The sequence below is a fragment of the Acidovorax sp. CCYZU-2555 genome (assembly GCF_018413525.1).
In the GTDB taxonomy this organism is placed as follows: Bacteria; Pseudomonadota; Gammaproteobacteria; order Burkholderiales; family Burkholderiaceae_C; genus Comamonas.
This window is the reverse complement of record NZ_JAHCDD010000017.1, coordinates 52826-73562: the sequence shown is the minus strand read 5'-3', so window position 1 is coordinate 73562 and position 20737 is coordinate 52826. Positions and strand designations below refer to the sequence as shown.

Genomic DNA, 20737 nt, shown 5'->3' with positions numbered 1-20737 from the left:
GCAAGCATGCCATGCATTGCCCGCCTGCGCTCAGAAGCTGAACTTCGCCGACAGAAACACTTCCCTGCCCCGCCCCACTTCGAGGCCGCCGCTGTAGTAGACGCCCGCGTAGTAGTACTTGTCGGTCAGGTTCTTCGCATGCAGGCGCCAGGTCATGGGTGTCGTGCCCCAGCGGGTGTCGTAGCTGATGCCCGCATCCCATAGCGCATAGCCGGGCGCGAAGCCGCTGTTTTGCGCATCCACCGCGCGCTTGCCCACATAGCTCAGCGTGGTGTCGACCGACAGGCCGGGCACGGCCGCGATCGCGTAGCGCGCGCCCAGCGCGCCCTTCCAGCGCGGCGCGCCTTCGCTGCGCTTGCCCAGCGTCGCCGGGTCGCTGACGCCGCGCAGCGAAGTGTCGAGATACGCCAGATTGCCCAGCAGCGTGAGGCCGGCCGCGGGGCGCGCCGTGGCGTTGAACTCCATGCCGCGGTGGTGGAAACGGCCGTTGCTCACATAGTCGTTGGCCAGGTCGAGATAGCTTGCGTCGCGGCGGATGTCGAACAGCGCCAGGGCCAGGCGCAGCTTGTCGTTCAGGTCGGCCTTGAGGCCTATCTCATACTGCTCGGAAGCGATGGCCGCGGTCGGCTGGTTGGCGTTGTTGGCGTTATAGGGCGCGTAGTCGCCTTTCTCGAAGCCGCGCGCATAGCTCGCATAGGTCATCAGGCGCTCGCTGGGGCGGTAGATCAGCGCGCCCGTGGGCACGAACACGTTCTTGTCCTGGGGCAGGGCGCTGGCCGACAGATTGCGCGCCTGGTAGCGGATGTAGCGTCCGCCCAGCAGCAGCTGAAACTGGTCGTTGAGGGTGATCATGTCGCTGGCGAAGAGCGAGCTTTCGCGGATGCTGGAGCGAAAATCGATGGCCTGCTCGGGGCCGAAGTCCCAGCGCGGCGGCTGCTGCGGGTGGCGGATATTGCCCACCGAGATGTCGCCCACGCCAACGCCGGCGCTGCTGTCGACGAAATCCCAGAACGGGCTCTTGTCGCGAAACTGGCGGTAGGACGCACCGACGAACAAATCGTGCAGCACGCCGGCGCCGACAAACTTGCCCGCGAGGTACGACTGCAGCGACCAGGTGCTGAACACCTCGCCGCGCGACTGGTAAAGGTCGGCATAGCCTATCGCGCCGTCGGGCTGGATATCGAACAGATCGACATAGCCGCCATGGCGCTCGACGCGCGAATAGTTGGCCTGGGTCACCGAAGTCCAGCCGTCGCCAAGCTGGTACGTGAGCTTGCCTTCGAGGTTGTGGGCTTCGGTCTGGTGGCGGTACCACGAAGGCGAAAGCGCATTGCGGCGATCGAATTGCGGCGGCAGCACAAAGCTCGCCGGGTTCAGCGGATCGGCGCGGCCGGTCTGGTCGGCGCGCAGCAGCGGGTCGGACATCGCGCTTTTCCAGTTCCAGTCGGCATTGAGCTGCAGCAGCGCGCGCGCGCTCAGGCGCAGATCGGCGGCCAAGCCGACGAACTTGCGCTCCAGGTCGCCGAAATGCTTGAAGTCGCCAATCTTCTCGTAGCCCGCGTTGAGGCGATAGCCCAGCGCGCCGTCGGCCAGCGAACGGCTGGTGTCGATGGCCGCGTAACGCCCCTGCAGCGAACTTCCCTGCAGGCTCAGCGTGGTGAACGGCGCGAGCGTGGGCCGCTTGGGCAGGTAGTTGATGGTGCCGCCCGGCGAGTTGAAGCCATACAGAAAGCCCGAAGGCCCCTTGAGCACATCGACGCGCTCGACCAGCTCCATCGGCACGTCGTAGTGCGGCGCCAGCGCCAGGCCGTCGCGGCGGATGGTGTTGAAGTTGTCCATGGCGAAGCCGCGCAGACGGAAGTTGTCGAAGCCGCCGCCATAGGACGAACTCTGCACCGAAGGGTCGAGCGCGAGCACATCGCGCACGCTGCGCGCCGAAGTCTCGGCGATCGTCCTGGCGTCGTAGCGCTGTATCTCCAGCGGCAGCTCCAGCGGGTCCTTGGCGCCGAACGCGCCCGCGTTGACTTCCAGGGCCTTGTTGAGCGGCGCGGCCGTGACGGTGATATCGCCCAGCGCCGCGCCCTCGCCCGCCGCCAACTGTTGCGCCCCGGCGGGCGTGGCGAAGATGCCTGAAACCACGCCCGCGATCAGCGCTGTGCGCTTTGCGTGGCGGACCGAACCATATACCTGCATATCGATGTTCTCTTCTTTGGGGGGGCGCGCAGCACCGGAATGCGCCAGCGGCGCCGGGAAATTTTCGTTGTTATGATATAACATTCATACACAATTTTCGGCGCCACTTCATGACGATAGAAATTTCCGCAGCCCCGCCCAGCCACGCGCTCGAAGCCCTGGGCGTCGTTGCCGGGTATGGCGGCAAGACCATCCTGCGCCAGCTCGACCTGCGCATACGCGCGGGCGAGATCTATGCGCTGCTGGGCGCCAATGGCGCGGGCAAGACCACGGCGCTGAGCCTGTTCCTGGGCTTTGTCGCGCCCACGTCGGGACAGGTGCGCGTGCATGGTGTGGACCCCGTCGCCCAGCCCGGCGAAGCACGCCGCCATATCGCCTACATTCCCGAGAACGTCGCGCTCTACGAGCACCTCACGGCGCGCGAGAACGTCGCCTATCTGCTGGACCTGGCCGGGCAGAACGATGGGCCGGACGCGATCGCGCGCGCGCTGGCCGCCGCGGGCCTCGATACGGCGGCCTTCGATCGCCGCGTGGGTGGCTTCTCCAAGGGCATGCGCCAGAAAGTCGCGATCGCGCTGGCGCTGGCGCGCAAGGTGCCGGCGCTGCTGCTCGACGAGCCCACGTCCGGCCTCGACCCGCAGGCCACGGCCGAGTTCAACCGCCTGCTGCAACTGCTGCGCGCCCAGGGCGTGGCCATTCTGATGGTCACGCACGATCTGCTCAGCGCCGCCGATGTCGCCGACCGCATAGGCTTTCTCGACGCCGGCTTGCTGGTCGAGGAAGTCGCGGCCGAAGGCGACGACCGCTTCGATGTGCGCGCGCTGCACCGGCGCTACGCGGGCCAGATCACCCCTTCGGAGCAGCCCGCATGAGCACCATGCAACGCATTGCGCGCGAGGAATGGCGCGCGCTGTTTCGCGACCGCGTGGCCTTGTTCGGCCTGCTGCTGGTGACCGTGCTGATGCTGGTCGCCACGCTCACCGCGCATGAACACCAGCACAGCGCCAACGCCGAACGCGCGCGCTACCAGGCCCAGGCCAACGAACAGTTCGCGCAGCAGCCCGACCGCCACCCGCACCGCGTGGTGCATTACGGGCATTTCCTGTTCCGTCCCATCAACCCGCTCGCGGCCTTCGACCCGGGCGTGGACGCCTATACCGGCAACACCTTGTTCCTCGAAGGCCACCGGCAAAACAGCGCCAACTTCGGCGATGTGCGCCAGTCGTCGCTGCTGATGCGCTTCGGCCAGCTGACGCCGGCCTTCGTGCTGCAGGTGCTCGCACCGCTGCTGCTGGTCTTCGTGGGCCACGCAGGCGTGGCGCGCGAACGCGAGTCAGGCACCTTGCGCCTGCTGCTGGCCCAGGGCGTCGCGGGCCGACAGATCGTGGGCGGCAAGCTGCTCGCGCTGTCGGGCTTCACGGGCCTGGTGCTGCTGCCCGCGCTGCTGGCCCTGGGCTGGTTCGCGGCCAGCGGCCAGGCGCCGTGGAGCCTGGCGCTGTTGCTGGCCGCGGGCTATGCGGCCTGGCTGCTGCTGTGGTCGCTGGCCGTGGTCTGGGTCTCGACGCTGTTCGCGCGCGGCCGTGACGCGCTGCTGGTACTGCTGGCGACCTGGGCGGTGGTGGTGATCCTGCTGCCGCGCTGGGTGCCCGATATCGCCAACACCGCGCTGGCCCTGCCAACGCGCTTCGAAAACCAGATCAATGTCGAGCGCGACTACCAGGCGCTGGGCGATGCGCACAATCCCGACGACCCGAAGTTCGCCGCGTTCCGCGACGACTTGCTCAAGAAGCATGGCGTGGCGCGCATCGAAGACCTGCCGGTCAACTTCAAGGGTGCGGTGAGCATAGAAGGCGAGCGCCAGTCGACCGAACTGTTCAACCGCTACGCGGCCGCGGCCTTCGCGCGCCAGCAGCAGCAAAACGCACTGGTCGACGGCTTTTCCTGGATAGCGCCCACGCTCGCACTGCGCCGGCTGTCGATGGCGGCCTCGGGCACCGACCTGGTGAGCTTTCAGCGTTTTCTCGAACAGGGCGAGCAATACCGCTACGACCTGGTGCAAGGCCTCAACCAGCTGCACGCCCAAGCGCTGAGCTATGCCGACGAGACCAATCCCGCCAAGAGCAAGCGCATTTCGCATACGCATTGGCAGGCATTTCCGGCGTTCGACTACCAGGCCGCGCCCTTGGCCGAGACCCTGGGCCGCGCCGCGCCCGCGGGGCTGGTATTGCTGATGTGGCTGGCCGCGCTGGCGGGCCTGGCCTGGCGCGCGGGCCAGCGTCTGGAAAGGAATGTGCGATGAACTGGCTTATCCATGAACTGCGCCTGATCGCGCGCTCGCGGCTGTCGCTCGCGACCCTGGTGCTGCTGCTCGCGCTGTCGGCGCTGGCCGTCTGGTCCGGCCTGCACGAAAGCGCGCGCCAGCGGCAGACGATTGCGCGGCTCACGCCGCTGCAGGCCCAGGATGCGGCCGCGGTCGCGGCGCGCTATGCCGACAGCCCCGACGCGGGCAACCCCGCGTACTACGCTTTCCACAGCACCTGGGATCTGCCGTCGGACACCGCCTTCCTGGCCATGGGCTTGCGCGATGTCGCGCCCCAGGCGCTGCGCGTGCGCGCGCTGGGCCTGCAGGCCCAGCTGTACGAGGGTGAGATCTTCAACCCCGAGCTCGCGCTGCCGGGCCGCTTCGACTTCGCCTTTGTGCTGATCTATCTCGCGCCGCTGTTCGTGATCGCGCTGCTGCACGACCTGGTGTCGGGAGAGCGCCAGTCGGGCCGGCTGCGGCTGCTGCTGTCGCTTCCCGACGGCGGACAGCTGTGGCGTCGGCGCGCGCTGCTGCGCTATGCGCTGCTGTTCGCGGGCCTGGCCCTGCCGGTGCTCGCTGGCCTGGCGCTTTCGGGCACGGCCCTGGGCGCGGCGCTGGTGGTGCTGGCCGTGATCGCGAGCTATCTGGCGTTTTGGGTCGGCCTGTCGCTGCTGGTCGCGCGCCGCGGCTGGCGCTCGGTGGCGAATGCCACGGCGCTGATGGGCGCCTGGGCGCTGCTGACGCTGGTGCTGCCCACGCTGGCCAATGTCGCGCTGACGCGCGCCCTGCCCGTGCACCAGGGCGTGGACCTGATGCTGGCCCAGCGCCAGGCCGTTCACGGCGCCTGGGAAGTGCCGCGCGAGCAGACCATGCAGAAGTTCCTGGCCAGCCACCCGCAGTTCAAGGACACCGCGGCCCTGCCCGCCGGTTTCCACTGGAAGTGGTATTTCGCCTTCCATCAGCTGGGCGACGACAGCGTGGCCCCGCAGGCCGCGCAATACCGCGCGGGCCTGCTCGCCCGCCAGCAATGGACCGACCGCCTGGGCTGGCTGCTGCCCGGCGTGGGCGCGCAATCGGTGCTGCACCGCGCGGCCGACACCGACCTGCAGGCCCAGCTCGCCTACCAGGACCGCACGGCGGCGTTCCATGCCCAGGTGCGCAATTTTTTCTACCCGTATCTGTTCAATGAGCGCCGCTTTGGCAAGCAGGACTTTGCCCAGTTGCCGCAGTTCGCTGCGCCTTCGCCTGCCGCCGTGACTTTTGGCGCGCAGCTGTGGGTGTTGCTGGCGCTTTGCTGGGGGATTGCGGTTGGGGGGGTGTGGGGGATGGGGCGGTTGAGGGTGAACGATTAGGTGCTGGCGCCTACGCCCTGAAACGCCCTTCGACGGGCTCAGGGCGAACGGGGTGAACTAAGTGGCGAAAAGCGGCACGCTTGCTACCCCGTTCGCCCTGATCGGGGTCAGCGAGACGAAGTCTCGCAATGTGTCAAAAAGAAACAGCAGGCTTCAAAATCCCCGTTCGCCCTGAGCCTGTCGAAGGGTGAACGGCCTGCGCTCAAGTCATGAGGACGGGCCGTTCATGGTGCGACGCGCCCGGCTAGGGAGGCTCACCACGAACGGGTCACTGTTTTGCCGCCGCTTACCAAAATAGACCACCTTCTAAGTCATTGATTTAGTTGACAAAAAACTGTTTCTCGAGAGCCCGCCGAAGGATGAACGGCCTGTCCTAAAGCACAGCGCCCGCCCTACCCCACCTCCGGCACCACCCCCACATAACGCCCGCGCGGGCGTATCACCTGGGCCACTTCCAGTTGTTCGAGGCTGTGCGCCAGCAAACCTATGCTGCGCGCGCTGGCGAACAGACTGAAGGCGGCGTCATGCGGCAGCCGGTGGCGCGCCATCAGCGCGGCCAGGGCCACATCGATGTTGGGTTGCAGACCCGTGAGCTCGGTGGCTTTTTCAATGAAACGCGCAATCACTTCCGGTGGCTCGGTCAGCGCCAGCAGGGCCGCGGCGCGCGGATCGCCGTCGGGGTAGATGTGGTGGCCGAAGCCCGCAAGCGGCAAGCCCGTGGACAGGTGGTGTTCGAGTACCTTGTCCGCGCCCAGGCGCTCCACTTCGCTGAACAGCGCCTGCACCCGGCCCGAGGCATCGCCGTGCAGGGGGCCCGAGAGTGTTGTCAGCCCGGCCAGAAGGCAGGCCGGCAGCGAGGCGCCGGTCGACGCCGTGATGCGCGCGACAAACGCGGAACTCGTGAGTTCGTGATCGACCAGCAGCACCATGGCCGTGCGCAGCAGATCGGCGACCTTGGCCGATTGCTTCCAGCCCTTGGCAAAGCGCTGGTGCAGCGGCAGGCTTCCCGGCGCGGCGCCAAAGGCGTTGGCGAGTTGGCCGACCAGGCTCTGGCCTTCGATGTGCAGCACGCGCGTGAGGCGTCCACGCGTGGAATGCCCGGTGGCCGACAGCGCCGCCAGCGCGGTGAAGGCCGCCACCCGCCCGGGCGCGGCCGCATGCAACTGCACGGGCGGTGCCAAGCAGGAAAGGTCTACGGCCTGCTCCGCGCCCCACAGCAGTTGGGCGGCCTCTTCGAGCGTCGCCGAGCCCGCCAGCTCGATCACATCCTGCCCCCGGTAATACGGCCGGCCGCGAAAGAACGCGGTCAAGCCCGTGGGAATGCTGGGCTCGGCGCCGAACAGCGTGTTCGCGGCCAGGGTCTCGTGCTTGCGGCCGGCTTCCTTGCGCTTGGCCAGGCCGGCCACGTCTTCGGCGCGGTACAGGCTGCGGCGCGTATCGGCCGGGTCGGCCATCACTTCGATCTTGCCGCGGCTGACGTAGGCATAGACCGTCTGCGGGCGCACGCCCAGCAGCGCGCATGCCTCGTTCATCGAAATCCAGGAAGCCATGGGAAAACACCTATGCTTTATATATGTTGATTTTATACATCAATATTGACCACCTTATCAAGTGAAAACTAGGATGCAGACATTCCTGCAAAAACCTGGTGACCGCCCATGAAAGCCCCCATTCTTCAACTCAACCCCATCCTGATTCCGGCGATCAACGAGCAGCTCGCGGCGCTCTACACCGTGCACAAGTTCTACGAGTTGGCCGATCAGAACGCCTGGCTGGCCGAACATGGCGCGTCCATCGCCGCCGTGATCACGGGCGGCCACACCGGCATTTCGCAGGCGCTGCTCGAACAATTGCCCGGCCTCAAGGTGGTCGCGGTCAACGGCGTGGGCACCGATGCGGTCGATCTGGCCTATTGCCGCGGCCGCGGCCTGCCCGTCACCGCCACGCTGGGCGCGCTGACCGAAGACGTCGCCGATCTGGCGATCGGCCTGCTAATCGCGGCCTGCCGCAATCTGTGCGCCGGCGACCGCTTCGTGCGGGGCGGCCTGTGGGAGCTCAACCCCCAGCCCAGCGCGATTCCGCTGGCGCGCCGCTTCAGCGGCATGCGCGTGGGCATCGTGGGCATGGGCCGCGTGGGCCGCGCGGTGGCGCAGCGCGCCGCGGCGTTTGGCTGCGCAATCCAGTACACCGATCTGCGCCCCATGGACGACATCGCCCACGCGTTTGTTCCCGGCCTGATCGATCTGGCACGTGACAGCGATGCGCTGGTGCTGTGCGCGGCGGCCGACAGCGCCGAAGGCATCGTCAACGCGGCCGTGCTCGACGCGCTGGGGCCGCGCGGCTTTCTGGTCAATGTCGCGCGCGGTCGTCTGGTCAATGAAGCCGATCTGACCGAGGCGCTGGTCGCCGGGCGCATCGCGGGCGCGGGCCTCGATGTGTTCGTCGACGAACCGCGCGTGCCGCTGGCCCTGCGCCAGTCGGACGCCGTGACCCTGCAGGCGCACCGCGCCAGCGCCACCTGGGAGACGCGCACCGCCATGGGCGAAATGGTGCTGGCCGGCATTGCCCAGGCGCTCGCGGGCCAGCGCCCCACGATGAGTCTCACGACCTAGGCTTTCCACCCCAAAGACAACAACAGGAGACAAACCACCATGACCACCACCACCCGCCGCTTCGCCTGCACGCTGGCCCTGGCCCTGGGCGCCACCGCCATCGCGCCCATGGCTTTTGCCCAGTCCTATCCGTCCCGCCCCGTGACCCTGGTCGTGCCTTTCCCGCCCGGAGGCGGCACCGACACCGGTGGGCGCGTGATCGCCGAACAGCTGAGCCGGCGCTGGGGCCAGACCGTGATCGTCGAGAACAAGGGCGGCGCGGCCGGGCAGATCGGCGCCGATCTGGTGGCCAAGGCCAAGCCCGACGGCTATACCTTGCTGCTGGGCAACATCGGCACGCAGGCGATCAATCCTTCGCTGTACGCCAAGCTGCCCTACGACCCGGACAAGGCCTTCGCGCCGGTGTCGCTGGTCGCCGAACTGCCGCTGGTGATGATGGTCAACCCGGCCGTGGCCGCGCAGACGCCGGCCGAATTCATCGCGCTGGCCAAGGCGCAGGCCGGCAAGATGTCGTACAGCAGCTCGGGCGCGGGCGGCGCGCCGCATCTGGTGGCCGAGATGTTCAAGGACCAGACGCGCAGCTTCATCGTGCATGTGCCCTACCGCGGCGGCGGCCCGGCGATCGCCGATCTGCTCGCCGGCCATGTCGATCTGTCGTTCATGACCGCGCTGGAGGCTTCGGGCCATATCAAGGCCGGCAAGCTGCGCGCGCTGGCCGTGACCAGCGACAAGCGCCTGCCCGCGCTGCCCGACGTGCCAACGCTGGCCGAAGGCGCGCTGCCGGGCTTCAACGCGATTTCCTGGATAGGCATGGTGGCGCCCGCGGGCACGCCGCAGGACATCGTCGACAAGATCGCCGCCGACGTACGCGCCGTGCTCGCCGACGAAGCCGTGAAGGCCCGCTTTGCGGCGCTGGGCGGCGTGCCGCGCGCGACATCGCCGCAGGACTTCGGCAAGCTGATCGCGGCCGACAGGACGCGCTACGCCGAGATCATCCGCAGCCGCAAAATCACCACCCAATGAGCGCCATGATCGACCTGGTCTTTCCCGCGCCCGCGCCCGCCACCCTGGCCGTGGCCGGCAGCAGCGCCCGCTTCCCGCTGGGCCGCGTGTTCTGCATAGGCCGCAACTACCGCTGGTCGGCCAATGAGGCCGCGCCCACGCAGATGCCCGCCTGGTTCATGAAGCCCGCGAGCGCGGTCTGCGCCGCGCACGGCGCGCTGCCCTATCCGCCCTCGACGCGCGAGTTCTGCCATGAGATCGAACTGGTGGTGGCCATGGGCCGCGGCGGCCGCGACATCGACGCGGCCCAGGCCGAATCGCATATCTGGGGCTATGCCGCGGGGCTGGACCTCACGCGGCGCGATCTGCAGCAGCAGGCCAAGCAGGCCGGCGGCCCCTGGGAGCCGGCCAAGGCCTTCGATCACTCCGCGCCCTGCACGCCGCTGGTGCCGGCCGACACCCTGGGCCATCCGAGACTGGGTGCGGTATGGCTCAAGGTCAACGGCGTCGATCGCCAGCGCGCCGATGTGTCCGACCTGCTGTGGTCCGTGCCCGAACTGGTGGCCATGCTGTCGCGTTCAGTCACGCTGCTGCCCGGCGATCTGATCTTCACCGGCACGCCCGTGGGCGTGGGCCCGCTTTCGCCCGGCGATGTCGTCACGGGAGGCGTCGCGGGCATAGGCCAGTTTTCCATGACCGTGGGCAGTCCCGCAGACCGGGGCGCGACGGACATTCATCAACCATGACAGGAGCTTCCCCTTGAACACTTCACCAAAGATCGCGCTGGTCACCGGCGCCGGCAGCGGCGTGGGCCGTGCCTCGGCGCTCGCGCTGCTCGAAGACGGCTGGAGCGTGGTGCTGGCCGGCCGGCGCGCCGAACCGCTGCAGGCGCTGGCCGATGCGGCCGCGGCGCGCGGCGCGACGGCGCCCGGCCAGACCGCGCTGGCCGTGCCCACCGATGTCACCGACCCCGACAGCGTGCAGGCGCTGTTCGATGCGATAGAAAAGCGCTTCGGCCGGCTCGACGTGCTGTTCAACAACGCCGGCGTCAACGCCCCGGCCGTGCCCATCGACGAGCTGCCGCTGGACAAATGGTTCAGCGTGCTGAACACCAACGTCTCGGGCATGTTCCTGTGCGCGCGCGCGGCCTTCGGCCTGATGCGCCGCCAGTCGCCCCAGGGCGGACGCATCATCAACAACGGCTCGATCTCGGCCTACACGCCGCGGCCGTTCACCGCGCCCTACACCATGAGCAAGCACGCGGTCGCGGGCCTGACCAAGGCGCTGGCCCTCGACGGGCGCGCCTGGAACATCGTTGCCAGCCAGATCGACATCGGCAATGCGCTGACCGAGCTGTCGCAGCGCATGACGCGCGGCGTGCTGCAGGCCAATGGCACGACCGCTCCCGAACCGATGATGGACGCCAGCCATGTGGCCAACGCCGTGCGCCATGTGGCCGCGTTGCCGCTCGAAGCCAACATCCTGAACATGACCATCATGGCCAGCGCCATGCCCTTCGCGGGCCGTGGCTGAAGGCCGGATGACAAGCGTGTAGCGCCCGACCGTGGCGCTTGAAGAAAATAGACAAAACCATAAACGGAGACAAGCATGCAACGCACAGCACTTTTCAAGATCCTGGCCGCGACGGCCGCCCTGGCCCTGGCCCCCACACTGGCCTCGGCGCAGAACTACCCGACGCGGCCCATCAAGATCATCGTTCCAGCCCCTCCGGGCGGAGCGATCGACACCATTGCGCGCGTCGTGGGCGACAAGATCGGCGCGTCCATGGGCCAGGCCGTGGTCGTCGACAACCGGCCCGGTGCCTCCAACAACCTGGGCACGGACGCGCTCGCCAAGGCCGCGCCCGACGGCTACACCATAGGCATCGTGGGCGGCAGCCACAACATCAACAAGTTCCTGTTCAAGCACCTGGGCTGGGACCCGGAGAAAAGCTTCGAGCCCATCGTCTACACGCATGAAGTGCCGCTGGTGTTCGCCATCTACCCGCAGATTCCGGCCAAGACGCTGCCCGAGTTCGTCGCCTGGATGAAAGCCAACCCGAACGAGGCCAAGGTGGCAACATCGGGCCGCGGCAGCGCCCAGGAAATGGCCGCGGAAATGTTCCGCATGGCCAGCGGCGCGCCGATGCTGCTGGTGCCGTACAAGGGTTCGTCGGCCGCCCACCCCGACCTGCTGGCCGGGCGCACCGCGCTGTACATAGACACCATCAGCGCCATCCAGGCCCAGGCCAAGGCCGGCAACGTGCGCGCCATCGCGGTGTCCACGCGCAAGCGCAGCATGTCGCTGCCCGATGTGCCTACCGCGAGCGAACAGGGACTCAAGGACTATGACGCGAACACCAACGGCGGCTTCCTGGCGCCGGCCGGCACGCCCAAGGCCATAGTCGCCAAGCTCAATGCCGAAATCAACGCCGCGCTCAAGCTGCCTGACGTGCGCGCCAAGCTCGAGGCCGCGGGCATAGAAGTGCAGGGCGGAACGCCCCAGGAATACGCGGCGCTGATCAAGTCTGATCTGGCCAAGTGGGGCAAGGTCGTCAAGGAAGCGGGCATTCAGCCCGATTGAGGCGAGGCCTTACGGCAGCTCGGCTGCCGGCGCCTTGCGCGCGCGGCGCGCGGGCTTGGCGACAGCGGGAACCGGCGCGGCAGGCGCGTCGGTCGCCGCCGCCGCCACGCCATCGCAGCGCAGGCACTGGCCATGCAGCTCCACCGTGGCCGCGCTCATGCGAAAGCTGTTGTCCTTGGACCAGCCCTTGAGCCGCTTTTCGATCGCGCTGTCGGAGAACTCGTCGACATGACCGCACTGGTCGCAGATGGCGAACACCACCAGGCCATGCTGGTGTTCGTGCGGGTGGGCGCAGGCGACGAACGAGTTCATCGTCTCCACCCGGTGCACCAGCCCATATTCGATCAGCTTGTCGAGCGCCCGGTACACCTGCTGCGGCGCGCGCAGGCCTTCGGCCTGCAGATGGGCCAGCAGCGTATAGGCGCTGGCCGGGCTTTCCTCACGCGACAGGGCGCTGAGCACCAGGGTCTGGTGCTTGGTCAGCTCGGGGTGGTGCGTGTGGGTGGCTGGCGACATGGCTTGCGGACGTTATGCTGTAACAGCCGCTAGTTTATCCCTTACGGACGCGCCGCGCCACGTCACAGCATCATGCCGCCCGACACCTCGATGCGCTGGCCCGTGACCCAGCCATTGCCCGGCGACAGCAGCGCCGCCACGGCGCCGCCGATGTCGCCCGGCAGGCCCACGCGGCCCTGGGCCGTGACGCTGCTGATATGGGCATTCACCTGCGCGTTGTCGCGCACCGTGCCGCCGCCAAAGTCGGTGGCGATCGCCCCCGGCGCGATGGTGTTGACGCTGATGCCGCGCGGGCCCAGCTCCTTGGCGAGATAGCGCGTGAGCACTTCCACGCCGCCCTTCATCACTGCGTACGCGGCATAGCCCGGGAAGCTGAAGCGCGCCAGGCCCGACGAAGTATTGACGATGCGCCCGCCGTCGGCGATCAAGGGCAGCAGCTTCTGCGTCAGGAAGAACGTGCCCTTGAGGTGAACGTTGACCAGCATGTCGAACTGCGCTTCGGTGGTCTCGGCAAACGGTGCATTGAAACCCACGCCGGCGTTGTTGACCAGATAGTCGAACTGTTCGCGCTGCCAGGTGCGGGCCAGCGCCGTCTTCACTTCTTCAGCGAACGCCGCAAAGCCCTTGCTGTCGCCCACATCGAGGCGCAGCGCCACGGCGCGGCTGCCCAGGGCCTCGATCTGCGCGACGACTTCCTGCGCCGGGCCGGCGTTGTCCTTGTAGGTGATGATCAGGTGCACGCCTTGGGCCGCCAGATGCAGGGCCGCACTGCGGCCCAGGCCGCGGCTGGCGCCGGTGATCAATGCGATGCGGGGAGTGGAATCGGTCATGAAAGTCTCGCTTGCGGTGGAAGAAGACCTGACTTTAGGCGTTCACCTCAATCGGATAAACCGCAAATTCAAGTCCAGACTGTCCACTGCATCAATACAATGAACCATGGATCTTCATGAGTTGCGCATCTTCGCGCGCGTCGCCACGCTGGCCAGCTTTACCCAGGCCGCGCAGCAGCTGGGCCTGACCAAGAGCCGGGTCTCGGCGGCCGTGCAGCGCCTGGAAGTGCAGTTGGGCACGCGGCTGCTGCAGCGCACCACGCGCCAGGTGCGGCTCACCACCGACGGCACGCAGTTTCTCGCGCGCTGCGAAGAGTTGCTGGCCGATGCCGAGCAGTTGCAGGCCATGTTCCAGGCCGCGGCCGGCGGCCTGCGCGGGCGGCTGCGCATAGACCTGCCCAACGCGCTGGCGCGCGACCTGATCATTGCGCGCCTGCCGGAGTTTCTGGCCGCCCACCCTTTGCTGGAAATCGGCATCAGCACCAGCGACCAGCGCGTGGACCTGGTGCACGAAGGCTTCGACTGCGTGCTGCGCATAGGCCCGCTGGCCGCGACCGAACTGATAGCGCGCCCGCTGGGCGAGATGGCGATGTGCAATCTCGCCAGCCCCGCCTACCTCGCGCGCCATGGCACGCCGCGCAGCCTGGCCGATCTGGCCCAGCACCATCTGGTGCACTACGCGGGCAAGCTGGGCATGCAGGGCGCGGGCTGGGAGTACCAGGACGGCAAGCAGACGCGGCTGCTGCCCATGCGCAGCGCCATCGTGGTCAACGGCACGGATGCGTATCAGGCGGCCTGCGTCGCCGGCCTGGGCCTGATACAGGCACCGCAGCGCGGCGCCCAGCAGCTGCTGGACCGGGGCCTGCTGGTCGCGGTGCTGCCCGAGTTCCGTGCCCCGCCCATGCCCGTGTCGCTGCTCTACCCGCACCGCAGGCAGATGCCGGCGCGCGTCAACGCCTGCCTCGACTGGATCACCGCGGTGGTCACGCCGCATCTGGCCGGCGGCTGATACCGCGCTGACGATTGCGCCATGAATGCGCAATAGGTCTATTAGCTGCACTAATGAACGATCCGGCAAATAATGCGGCACCCGGTGCGCGCGCCTGCGCGCCGCCGGCCTTTTTCATCTGCCCCAGGAACCAGCCATGACACGACTCCAAGTCAACGGTCAAGCCAAAGACACCCATGCCCCCGACGATATGCCCTTGCTGTGGGTGCTGCGCGATGACCTGGGCATGACAGGCACCAAGTTCGGCTGCGGCATGGCGCTGTGCGGCGCCTGCACCGTGCATGTCGATGGCGAACCGGTGCGCGCCTGCGTCACGCCGGTCTCGGCCGTCGCCGGCCGCGCGATCGCGACCATAGAAGGCATGGGCGACGACCGCATAGGCGCTGTCGTGCAGCGCGCCTGGGTGGAGAACAATGTCGCGCAGTGCGGCTACTGCCAGGCCGGCCAGATCATGACCGCCGTGAACCTGCTCAAAGTCACGCCCCAGCCCAGCGACAGCGAGATCGAGGACGCGATGAGCGGCAATATCTGCCGCTGCGGCACTTATCCGCGCATTCGCGCCGCCATCCACCAGGCCGCGGCCCAGCTCGCCCAGGGAGGCAAGCAATGACCGTCGCCACGCCTCTTTCACGCCGTGTATTCCTGCAGGGCGGCCTGGCCGCGCTGACGCTGGCCGTGACGGCCGACGGCCTGGTGCGCAGCGCCAGCGCCGCCGAAACCGCAGACACCGCACCGCCCAAATACGGCGCCGACACCATGCCCGGCGGCACGGTTGATAGCCCGCTGGCCTTTGTCTCGATCGCCAGCGACGGCACGGTGACCATCGTCGCCCACCGCGCCGAAATGGGCACGGGCGTGCGCACCACGCTGCCCATGGTCGTCGCCGACGAGATGGAAGCCGCGTGGGAGCGCGTGCAGGTCGTACAAGCCGAGGCCAATGAAGCGCGCTACGGCAACCAGAACGTCGACGGCTCGCGCAGCGTGCGCCACTTCCTGCTGCCCATGCGCCGCGTGGGCGCGGCCGCACGCCAGATGCTCGAAGCTGCGGCCGCAGCGCGCTGGTCCGTGCCCGTGGGCGAAGTCCAGGCCCAGTTGCACGCAGTGCTGCACCGCGCGAGCGGCCGCCGCCTGGGCTATGGCGAACTCGCCGCCGATGCCGCGCGCCAGCCCGTGCCGCAGACCGATGCGCTGCGTCTCAAGACCCGCGCCGACTTCCGCTATATCGGCAAGGAAGGCGTGCGCCTGGTCGACCTGCAGGCCATAGGCCAGGGCCAGGCCACCTATGGCATGGACATGCGCCTGCCGGGCATGGTCTACGCCGTGGTCGCGCGCCCGCCCGTGCTGGGCGGCAGGCTGCGCCGCGTGGATTCCGCCAAGGCGCTGGCCGTGCCGGGCGTCATCAAGGTGGTGGAGATTCCCGCGTTCAAGGGCGCTCCCGGCTTTCAGCCGCTGGGCGGCGTGGCCGTGGTCGCGCGCAATACCTGGGCGGCGATGCAGGGCCGGGCCGCGCTGGAGATCGAATGGGACGACGGCGCCAACGCCGGCTACGACTCCGCGGCCTACCGCAAGACGCTCGAAGCCGCGGCGCGCGCGCCCGGCAAGACCATGCGCAACCAGGGCGACGCGGCCCAGGCCTGGGCCCGGGCGCCTGAAAGCGCGCGCTTTGCGGCCGACTACTATGTGCCGCATCTGGCGCATGCGTCGATGGAGCCGCCGGTGGCCACGGTGCGGCTGCAGGACGGCCGCGCCGAAGTCTGGACCTCGGTGCAGAACCCCGCCGCGGCCCAGGACGCCGTGGCCGCGCGGCTCAAGATCAAGCCCGAGCAGGTGAAAGTCAATGTGCTGCTGCTGGGCGGGGGGTTCGGTCGCAAGTCCAAGCCCGACTTCGTCGACGAAGCCACCATCGTCGCCCAGGCGCTGCCTGCGGGCACGCCCGTGAAGCTGGTCTGGACGCGCGACGACGATCTGCAGCACGACTACCTGCACACCGTGTCCGTCGAACGCCTCGAAGCCGTGATCGACGACCAGGCCCAGGTCCGCTCCTGGCTGCACCGCAGCGCCGCGCCCACCATCGCCTCGCTGTTCGCCGAAGGCGCCAAGGGCCAGCAACTGTTCGAATCCGCGATGTCGGCGATCAACATGCCCTACCGCGTGCCCCATGTGCGCGTGGAGACCGCGGAAGTGGCGGCCCATGCGCGCATAGGCTGGTTCCGCTCGGTGGCCAATATTCCGCATGCCTTCGCCGCGCAAAGCTTCATCGCCGAACTCGCCCACCGCGCGGGCCGCGACCACAAGCAGTTCGCGCTCGACCTGATAGGGCCGGCGCGCAAGATCGACCCCGGCACGCTGGCCGACACCTGGAACTACAGCGAGTCGCCCACGCTCTACCCCTACGACACCGGCCGGCTGCGCGGCGTGATCGAAGCCGCATGCCAGGGCGCGGGCTGGGGCCGCGCCCTAGCCAAGGGCCATGGCCTGGGCCTGGCGTTCTGCTACAGCTTCATGAGCTATACGGCCGCGGTGATCGAAGTGGCCGTCGACGACAAGGGCCAGGTCAACGTGGTGGCCGTCGACATGGCGATCGACTGCGGCCCGCAGATCAACCCCGAGCGCATACGCGCCCAGCTCGAAGGCGGGGCCATCATGGGCCTGGGCCTGGCGCTGAGCAGCGAGATCACCTTCGCCAACGGCCGCGTGCAGCAGACCAACTTCCACGACTACGAAGTGCTGCGCCACAACGCGTCGCCGCGCGTGCTGCGCACCCATCTGGTCAACGACGACCACGACCTGCCGCCCGGCGGCGTGGGCGAGCCGCCGGTGCCGCCCGTCGCACCCGCGCTGTGCAATGCGATCTTCGCCGCCACGGGCCAACGCGTGCGCAGTCTGCCGGTGCGCACGCTGGAGATCAAGGCCAGCTGAGGCCCCGCATGCTGCGCCGCAACTTCAACGATCTGCTGTCGTTCGTCACCGTGGCGCGCGAAGGCAGCTTCACGCGCGCGGCGTCGGTGCTGGGCGTGACCCAGTCGGCGCTGAGCCAGGCGATCAGCGGGCTCGAGGCGCGGCTCGACATCCGGCTGCTGACGCGCACCACGCGCAGCGTCTCGCTCACGGCCGCGGGCGAACGCCTGCTCAAGACACTGGGCCATCGCTTCGACGAGATAGAAACCGAACTCGATGCGCTCACGGCGCTGCGCGACAAGCCCGCGGGCATGGTGCGCATCACCTGCGGCGAACAGGTGCTGCGCAGCATCCTGCTGCCCAAGCTGACGCCGCTGCTGCACGCCTACCCCGACATCCAGGTCGAGTTCGATGTCGACTACGGCCTGCGCAACATCGTTGCCGATCGCTTCGATGCGGGCGTGCGGCTGGGCAGCACCATAGACAAGGACATGATCGCGGTGGCGATCAGCCCGCCGTTTCGCATGGCCGTGGCCGGCGCGCCCGACTATTTCGAGAAACACCCGGTGCCCAAAACGCCGCGCGATCTGGTGGGCCACAACTGCATCAACCAGCGCATGCAGACCGCGGGCGGGCTGTTCGCCTGGGACTTCGCGCGCCGCGGCAAGCCGCTGAACGTGCGCGTTCAAGGGCAGATGATCTTCAACACGTCGCTGAGCATCGTCGACGCCGCCGTCGCGGGCCTGGGCCTGGCGCATCTGCCCGAGCAGGAATTCACGCCCCACCTGGAGCAGGGGCGCCTGCAGCGCGTGCTCGAAGACTGGTGCCCCGCCCTGCCCGGCTTCTATCTCTACTACCCCAGTCGCCGCCAGCCCTCGCCCGCGTTCTCGCTGGTGGTCGAGGCCTTGCGCGTGCGCCAGGGCGACTGAGCCGCCATCAATAGCGGTGTACCAGCGTCAGCAAAAGATTGCGCGGCGTGCCGTACGACTTGGTCTGGTAGAAGTTCAGCTGCGTCAGATAGCTCCTGTCGAACGCATTGTTCAGGTTGACCTGCAGCGAAGTCTGCGGCGTGAACTCATAGCGCGCCATCAGGTTCACCAGCGTGTAGCTGGCCTGCGCGCTGCGCCGCTGCACTACGCTGCCCGTGCTGTCCGCGCCCCAGGCCAGGCCCCAGATATCGCCCTGGTAGCGCAGGCCGCCGCCGACGACCAGCTTGCCGCCCGTGGCCGCGACGCGGTAGGTGGTGAACAGATCGAAGATGCTGCGCGGCAGCGTGGTGCTCAGGTCCTTGCCCTCCTGATCGCGGATGTTGTAGTGGGTATAGCCCATCTTGGCGTTCCAGCCGGGCAGCAGTTCGCCCGAGACTTCGAACTCGAAGCCCTTGCTGTTCGCGCCCTTGGCGCCGTAGTAGGCCTGCGTGAGGCCGTCGGGCGTCATCGCCTCGGTATCGGCCTGGGCCAGATTGTTCTGCAGGATGTTGAACACCGAGAACGACGCGTTGAGGCGGTTGTCGGCCGACGCGGCCTTCACGCCGACTTCGCGGCTCTTGCCGATGACGGGATCGAGGTAGCGGCCGTTGCGGTCCAGCGCGTCCTGCGGCTGGAAGATGTCGGTGTAGCTCGCATAGGCCGACAGGCCGTTGCCGAAGTCGTAGACCGCGCCCGCATAGGGTGACACATGGGTGAACTTGTCGAGTTCCTTGCGCTCCCAGCGGCTGTAGCGCGCGCCGACGATCAGCTTGAGCGGGTCGGCGAGCGACAGCCGCAGCGCGCCATACAGGCCGTTCTGGCGCGTCGCCATGTCGGACTCGACATAGGTTTCGCCCCAGGCCGGCATGGGCAGAGATCCGTTCCAGTCGAGCAGGCTGCCCGTGTAGCGCTGGATCTGCACCGAAGGCGCGCCGATGATCAACTGCTCTTGCCGCGACACACTGCCGCCGAACACCGCTTCGTGCTGGCGGCCGAACAGCTCGAACCCGCCTTCGGCCTTGGCGTCTATCGCATCCTGCTCGCGCTGGCCGCGATACCAGAAGCTGTAGGGCTGGCCATCGACGTTGTAGCTGCCGGGCGCCACCTTGCCCAGCGCCATCGCCAGCTGGGCGTCATAGCTTTGCTTGCTGTAGGTATAGCCGACATGGGTCTTCCAGCCGTTGTCCAGCGCATGCTCCAGCGAGACAAAGCCGGTCTTGGTGGTGGTGCTCCAGTGGTTCCAGCTCGGCGCCAGATTGGTCGAACGGTCCCAGTGGATCACTTCGCCATTGGTGAACCAGATGGGCACGCCGCCCCAGGACGAGCCCTTGGGCCGGTTGGCCTGGTAGTCGGCGCCCACGCGCAGCAAGGTGGCGGGCGTCAGATCGGCTTCCACGGTCCCGAACAGCAGGCTCTTGTTCTTCTCCTGGCGGTCCTGGAAGGTGTGGGCGCGCTGGCCCGCGGCGACCAGACGGCCGCGCACGCTGCCTTCGGCGTTGAGCGGCGCAGAGACATCGACATCGCTGCGGTAGTTGTCCCAGGAGCCGGCCGAGACCGACACTTCGCCGGTGAGCTGCTTGCTGGTCGCGCGCTTGCGCACCAGGTTGACCGAGCCGCCGGGATTGCCCGCACCGGTGAGCAGGCCGGTCGCGCCGCGGATGATTTCTATGCGGTCATAGATGGCGGCATCGAGTTCGTTCTCGCCGGCCGCATAGGGCGAACTGAACGTGGTCGCCACGCCGTCATAGAGGTAGTTGTCGACATTGAAGCCGCGGTAGGAGAACGACGAGCGCTCGCTGTCGTAGCTCGACTCGGCCACGCCCGTGGTGGTGCGCAGCACTTCCGACAGGCTGCGCACGGCCTGGTCTTCGATGCGCTGGCGCGTGACGACTTCGATCGACTGCGGCGTCTCGCGCGGCGCCAGCAGCAGGCCCGTGGCCGCGGAAGTCGCACGCGCGGTATAGCGGCCCGTGCCTTCGGTCGTGGCGCGCTCGCTTTCGGGCGCGGCCTTCACGGTGACCGTGGCCAGCGTCAGGCCGGCAGCGGTCGCCGCGCCGCCCGCGGCGTCGGCCGCGGGCGGCTGCGCCTTGCGCACCGTCAGAATGCCGCTGCCCGTGCGGTGCAGATCGAGCCCCGTGCCGGCCAGCGCCTGGCGCAGCGCGGCCTCGGGCGTGAGCTGGCCGCGCACCGCGGGCGCGGGCAGTCCGCGCACCAGATCGGCGTCCAGCGAAAGGGGCGTTGCGCCTTCGTCGGCGATGCGCAGCAGGCTGGCGCTCAGCGGCTGGGCGGGCACGTCATAGGATTGCGGCACGCCGCTCGCGGCCTGGGCGACTAGGGATGCGAGCAGGCAGGCGCTGGCCAGTAAGTGAAGCCGGAAAGAGGACTTGGAAGGCATGGTTGGGCGGTGCAAGAGAGGCTGTGGAACCAGAAAAATCTGGGCTTTCCTCTGTATGAGGGACGGGCGCGCAAAAG

The 20737-nt window shown here is 68.1% G+C and carries 17 protein-coding genes; 12 read left to right on the top strand and 5 right to left on the bottom strand.

What is annotated here, in order from left to right:
* Positions 1 to 30 precede the first annotated feature (30 nt).
* Positions 31 to 2193: a TonB-dependent siderophore receptor gene (locus KHY18_RS08445; RefSeq protein ID WP_213297945.1), complete on the bottom strand. Its 2163-nt coding sequence runs from the start codon at positions 2191 to 2193 to the stop codon at positions 31 to 33.
* A 110-nt stretch (positions 2194 to 2303) separates the two neighbouring features.
* On the opposite strand from KHY18_RS08445, the gene KHY18_RS08440 reads away from it, so the two are divergent.
* From KHY18_RS08440 to KHY18_RS08430, 3 genes are read left to right on the top strand one after another with little or no spacing between them, the layout of a single operon-like run.
* Positions 2304 to 3065, top strand: a complete 762-nt coding sequence (locus KHY18_RS08440) for an ABC transporter ATP-binding protein (protein WP_213297942.1) — start codon at positions 2304 to 2306, stop codon at positions 3063 to 3065.
* Positions 3062 to 4492: a DUF3526 domain-containing protein gene (locus KHY18_RS08435; RefSeq protein WP_213297939.1), complete on the top strand. Its 1431-nt coding sequence runs from the start codon at positions 3062 to 3064 to the stop codon at positions 4490 to 4492. The genes KHY18_RS08440 and KHY18_RS08435 overlap by 4 nt, the downstream gene beginning before the upstream one ends.
* The gene (locus KHY18_RS08430; protein ID WP_213297936.1) at positions 4489 to 5847 is read left to right on the top strand and encodes a DUF3526 domain-containing protein; all 1359 of its coding nucleotides are present in this window, start codon (positions 4489 to 4491) and stop codon (positions 5845 to 5847) included. Before KHY18_RS08435 ends, KHY18_RS08430 begins: the two co-directional genes overlap by 4 nt.
* Before the next feature lie 392 nt (positions 5848 to 6239).
* Here the strand turns inward: KHY18_RS08430 and KHY18_RS08425 are convergent, their stop codons facing one another.
* On the bottom strand, positions 6240 to 7397 hold the full coding sequence (locus KHY18_RS08425) for a citrate/2-methylcitrate synthase (RefSeq protein ID WP_213297933.1): 1158 nt from the start codon (positions 7395 to 7397) through the stop codon (positions 6240 to 6242).
* 108 nt (positions 7398 to 7505) lie between these two features.
* Between KHY18_RS08425 and KHY18_RS08420 the strand changes: the two genes are divergently transcribed.
* The 5 genes from KHY18_RS08420 (at position 7506) to KHY18_RS08400 (ending at position 12044) form a co-directional block, all read left to right on the top strand.
* On the top strand, positions 7506 to 8459 hold the full coding sequence (locus tag KHY18_RS08420) for a 2-hydroxyacid dehydrogenase (protein ID WP_213297930.1): 954 nt from the start codon (positions 7506 to 7508) through the stop codon (positions 8457 to 8459).
* 39 nt (positions 8460 to 8498) lie between these two features.
* Positions 8499 to 9482 carry a Bug family tripartite tricarboxylate transporter substrate binding protein gene (locus tag KHY18_RS08415; RefSeq protein ID WP_213297927.1) on the top strand — a complete coding sequence of 328 codons (984 nt, stop codon included), beginning with the start codon at positions 8499 to 8501 and terminating at the stop codon, positions 9480 to 9482.
* 5 nt (positions 9483 to 9487) lie between these two features.
* Positions 9488 to 10207 carry a fumarylacetoacetate hydrolase family protein gene (locus KHY18_RS08410; protein WP_213297973.1) on the top strand — a complete coding sequence of 240 codons (720 nt, stop codon included), beginning with the start codon at positions 9488 to 9490 and terminating at the stop codon, positions 10205 to 10207.
* 13 nt (positions 10208 to 10220) lie between these two features.
* Positions 10221 to 10994 (top strand): SDR family oxidoreductase, encoded by a 774-nt coding sequence (locus KHY18_RS08405; RefSeq protein WP_213297924.1) that lies wholly within the window; start codon positions 10221 to 10223, stop codon positions 10992 to 10994.
* A gap of 75 nt (positions 10995 to 11069) precedes the next feature.
* Complete coding sequence (locus KHY18_RS08400) at positions 11070 to 12044, top strand: Bug family tripartite tricarboxylate transporter substrate binding protein (protein WP_213297921.1); 975 nt, start codon at positions 11070 to 11072, stop codon at positions 12042 to 12044.
* 9 nt (positions 12045 to 12053) lie between these two features.
* Here KHY18_RS08400 and KHY18_RS08395 read toward each other — a convergent pair whose 3' ends face one another.
* Both KHY18_RS08395 and KHY18_RS08390 read right to left on the bottom strand, forming a co-directional pair.
* Positions 12054 to 12560 carry a Fur family transcriptional regulator gene (locus tag KHY18_RS08395; RefSeq protein WP_213297918.1) on the bottom strand — a complete coding sequence of 169 codons (507 nt, stop codon included), beginning with the start codon at positions 12558 to 12560 and terminating at the stop codon, positions 12054 to 12056.
* A 62-nt stretch (positions 12561 to 12622) separates the two neighbouring features.
* Positions 12623 to 13390: an SDR family NAD(P)-dependent oxidoreductase gene (locus tag KHY18_RS08390; protein ID WP_213297914.1), complete on the bottom strand. Its 768-nt coding sequence runs from the start codon at positions 13388 to 13390 to the stop codon at positions 12623 to 12625.
* A gap of 106 nt (positions 13391 to 13496) precedes the next feature.
* On the opposite strand from KHY18_RS08390, the gene KHY18_RS08385 reads away from it, so the two are divergent.
* From KHY18_RS08385 to KHY18_RS08370, 4 genes are all read left to right on the top strand, one after another.
* On the top strand, positions 13497 to 14399 hold the full coding sequence (locus KHY18_RS08385; RefSeq protein WP_213297911.1) for a LysR family transcriptional regulator: 903 nt from the start codon (positions 13497 to 13499) through the stop codon (positions 14397 to 14399).
* Positions 14400 to 14535: 136 nt separating this feature from the next.
* The gene (locus KHY18_RS08380) at positions 14536 to 15009 is read left to right on the top strand and encodes a (2Fe-2S)-binding protein (RefSeq protein ID WP_213297908.1); all 474 of its coding nucleotides are present in this window, start codon (positions 14536 to 14538) and stop codon (positions 15007 to 15009) included.
* A complete protein-coding gene (locus tag KHY18_RS08375) occupies positions 15006 to 17318 on the top strand; it encodes a xanthine dehydrogenase family protein molybdopterin-binding subunit (RefSeq protein WP_213297905.1) in 2313 nt (770 codons plus the stop codon). The genes KHY18_RS08380 and KHY18_RS08375 overlap by 4 nt, the downstream gene beginning before the upstream one ends.
* An 8-nt stretch (positions 17319 to 17326) precedes the next feature.
* A complete protein-coding gene (locus KHY18_RS08370) occupies positions 17327 to 18226 on the top strand; it encodes a LysR family transcriptional regulator (RefSeq protein WP_213297902.1) in 900 nt (299 codons plus the stop codon).
* A 7-nt stretch (positions 18227 to 18233) separates the two neighbouring features.
* Here KHY18_RS08370 and KHY18_RS08365 read toward each other — a convergent pair whose 3' ends face one another.
* Positions 18234 to 20660, bottom strand: a complete 2427-nt coding sequence (locus KHY18_RS08365) for a TonB-dependent siderophore receptor (RefSeq protein WP_213297899.1) — start codon at positions 20658 to 20660, stop codon at positions 18234 to 18236.
* Between the last annotated feature and the right edge of the window lie 77 nt (positions 20661 to 20737).

Excerpts from the sequence above, each read along its gene's own strand:
- KHY18_RS08445 (WP_213297945.1), bottom strand. The coding sequence starts at position 2,193 with ATGCAGGTATATGGTTCGGTCCGCCACGCAAAGCGCACAGCGCTGATC.
- KHY18_RS08440 (WP_213297942.1), top strand. The coding sequence starts at position 2,304 with ATGACGATAGAAATTTCCGCAGCCCCGCCCAGCCACGCGCTCGAAGCC.
- KHY18_RS08435 (WP_213297939.1), top strand. The coding sequence starts at position 3,062 with ATGAGCACCATGCAACGCATTGCGCGCGAGGAATGGCGCGCGCTGTTT.
- KHY18_RS08430 (WP_213297936.1), top strand. The coding sequence starts at position 4,489 with ATGAACTGGCTTATCCATGAACTGCGCCTGATCGCGCGCTCGCGGCTG.
- KHY18_RS08425 (WP_213297933.1), bottom strand. The coding sequence starts at position 7,397 with ATGGCTTCCTGGATTTCGATGAACGAGGCATGCGCGCTGCTGGGCGTG.
- KHY18_RS08420 (WP_213297930.1), top strand. The coding sequence starts at position 7,506 with ATGAAAGCCCCCATTCTTCAACTCAACCCCATCCTGATTCCGGCGATC.
- KHY18_RS08415 (WP_213297927.1), top strand. The coding sequence starts at position 8,499 with ATGACCACCACCACCCGCCGCTTCGCCTGCACGCTGGCCCTGGCCCTG.
- KHY18_RS08410 (WP_213297973.1), top strand. The coding sequence starts at position 9,488 with ATGATCGACCTGGTCTTTCCCGCGCCCGCGCCCGCCACCCTGGCCGTG.
- KHY18_RS08400 (WP_213297921.1), top strand. The coding sequence starts at position 11,070 with ATGCAACGCACAGCACTTTTCAAGATCCTGGCCGCGACGGCCGCCCTG.
- KHY18_RS08395 (WP_213297918.1), bottom strand. The coding sequence starts at position 12,560 with ATGTCGCCAGCCACCCACACGCACCACCCCGAGCTGACCAAGCACCAG.
- KHY18_RS08390 (WP_213297914.1), bottom strand. The coding sequence starts at position 13,390 with ATGACCGATTCCACTCCCCGCATCGCATTGATCACCGGCGCCAGCCGC.
- KHY18_RS08385 (WP_213297911.1), top strand. The coding sequence starts at position 13,497 with ATGGATCTTCATGAGTTGCGCATCTTCGCGCGCGTCGCCACGCTGGCC.
- KHY18_RS08380 (WP_213297908.1), top strand. The coding sequence starts at position 14,536 with ATGACACGACTCCAAGTCAACGGTCAAGCCAAAGACACCCATGCCCCC.
- KHY18_RS08375 (WP_213297905.1), top strand. The coding sequence starts at position 15,006 with ATGACCGTCGCCACGCCTCTTTCACGCCGTGTATTCCTGCAGGGCGGC.
- KHY18_RS08370 (WP_213297902.1), top strand. The coding sequence starts at position 17,327 with ATGCTGCGCCGCAACTTCAACGATCTGCTGTCGTTCGTCACCGTGGCG.
- KHY18_RS08365 (WP_213297899.1), bottom strand. The coding sequence starts at position 20,660 with ATGCCTTCCAAGTCCTCTTTCCGGCTTCACTTACTGGCCAGCGCCTGC.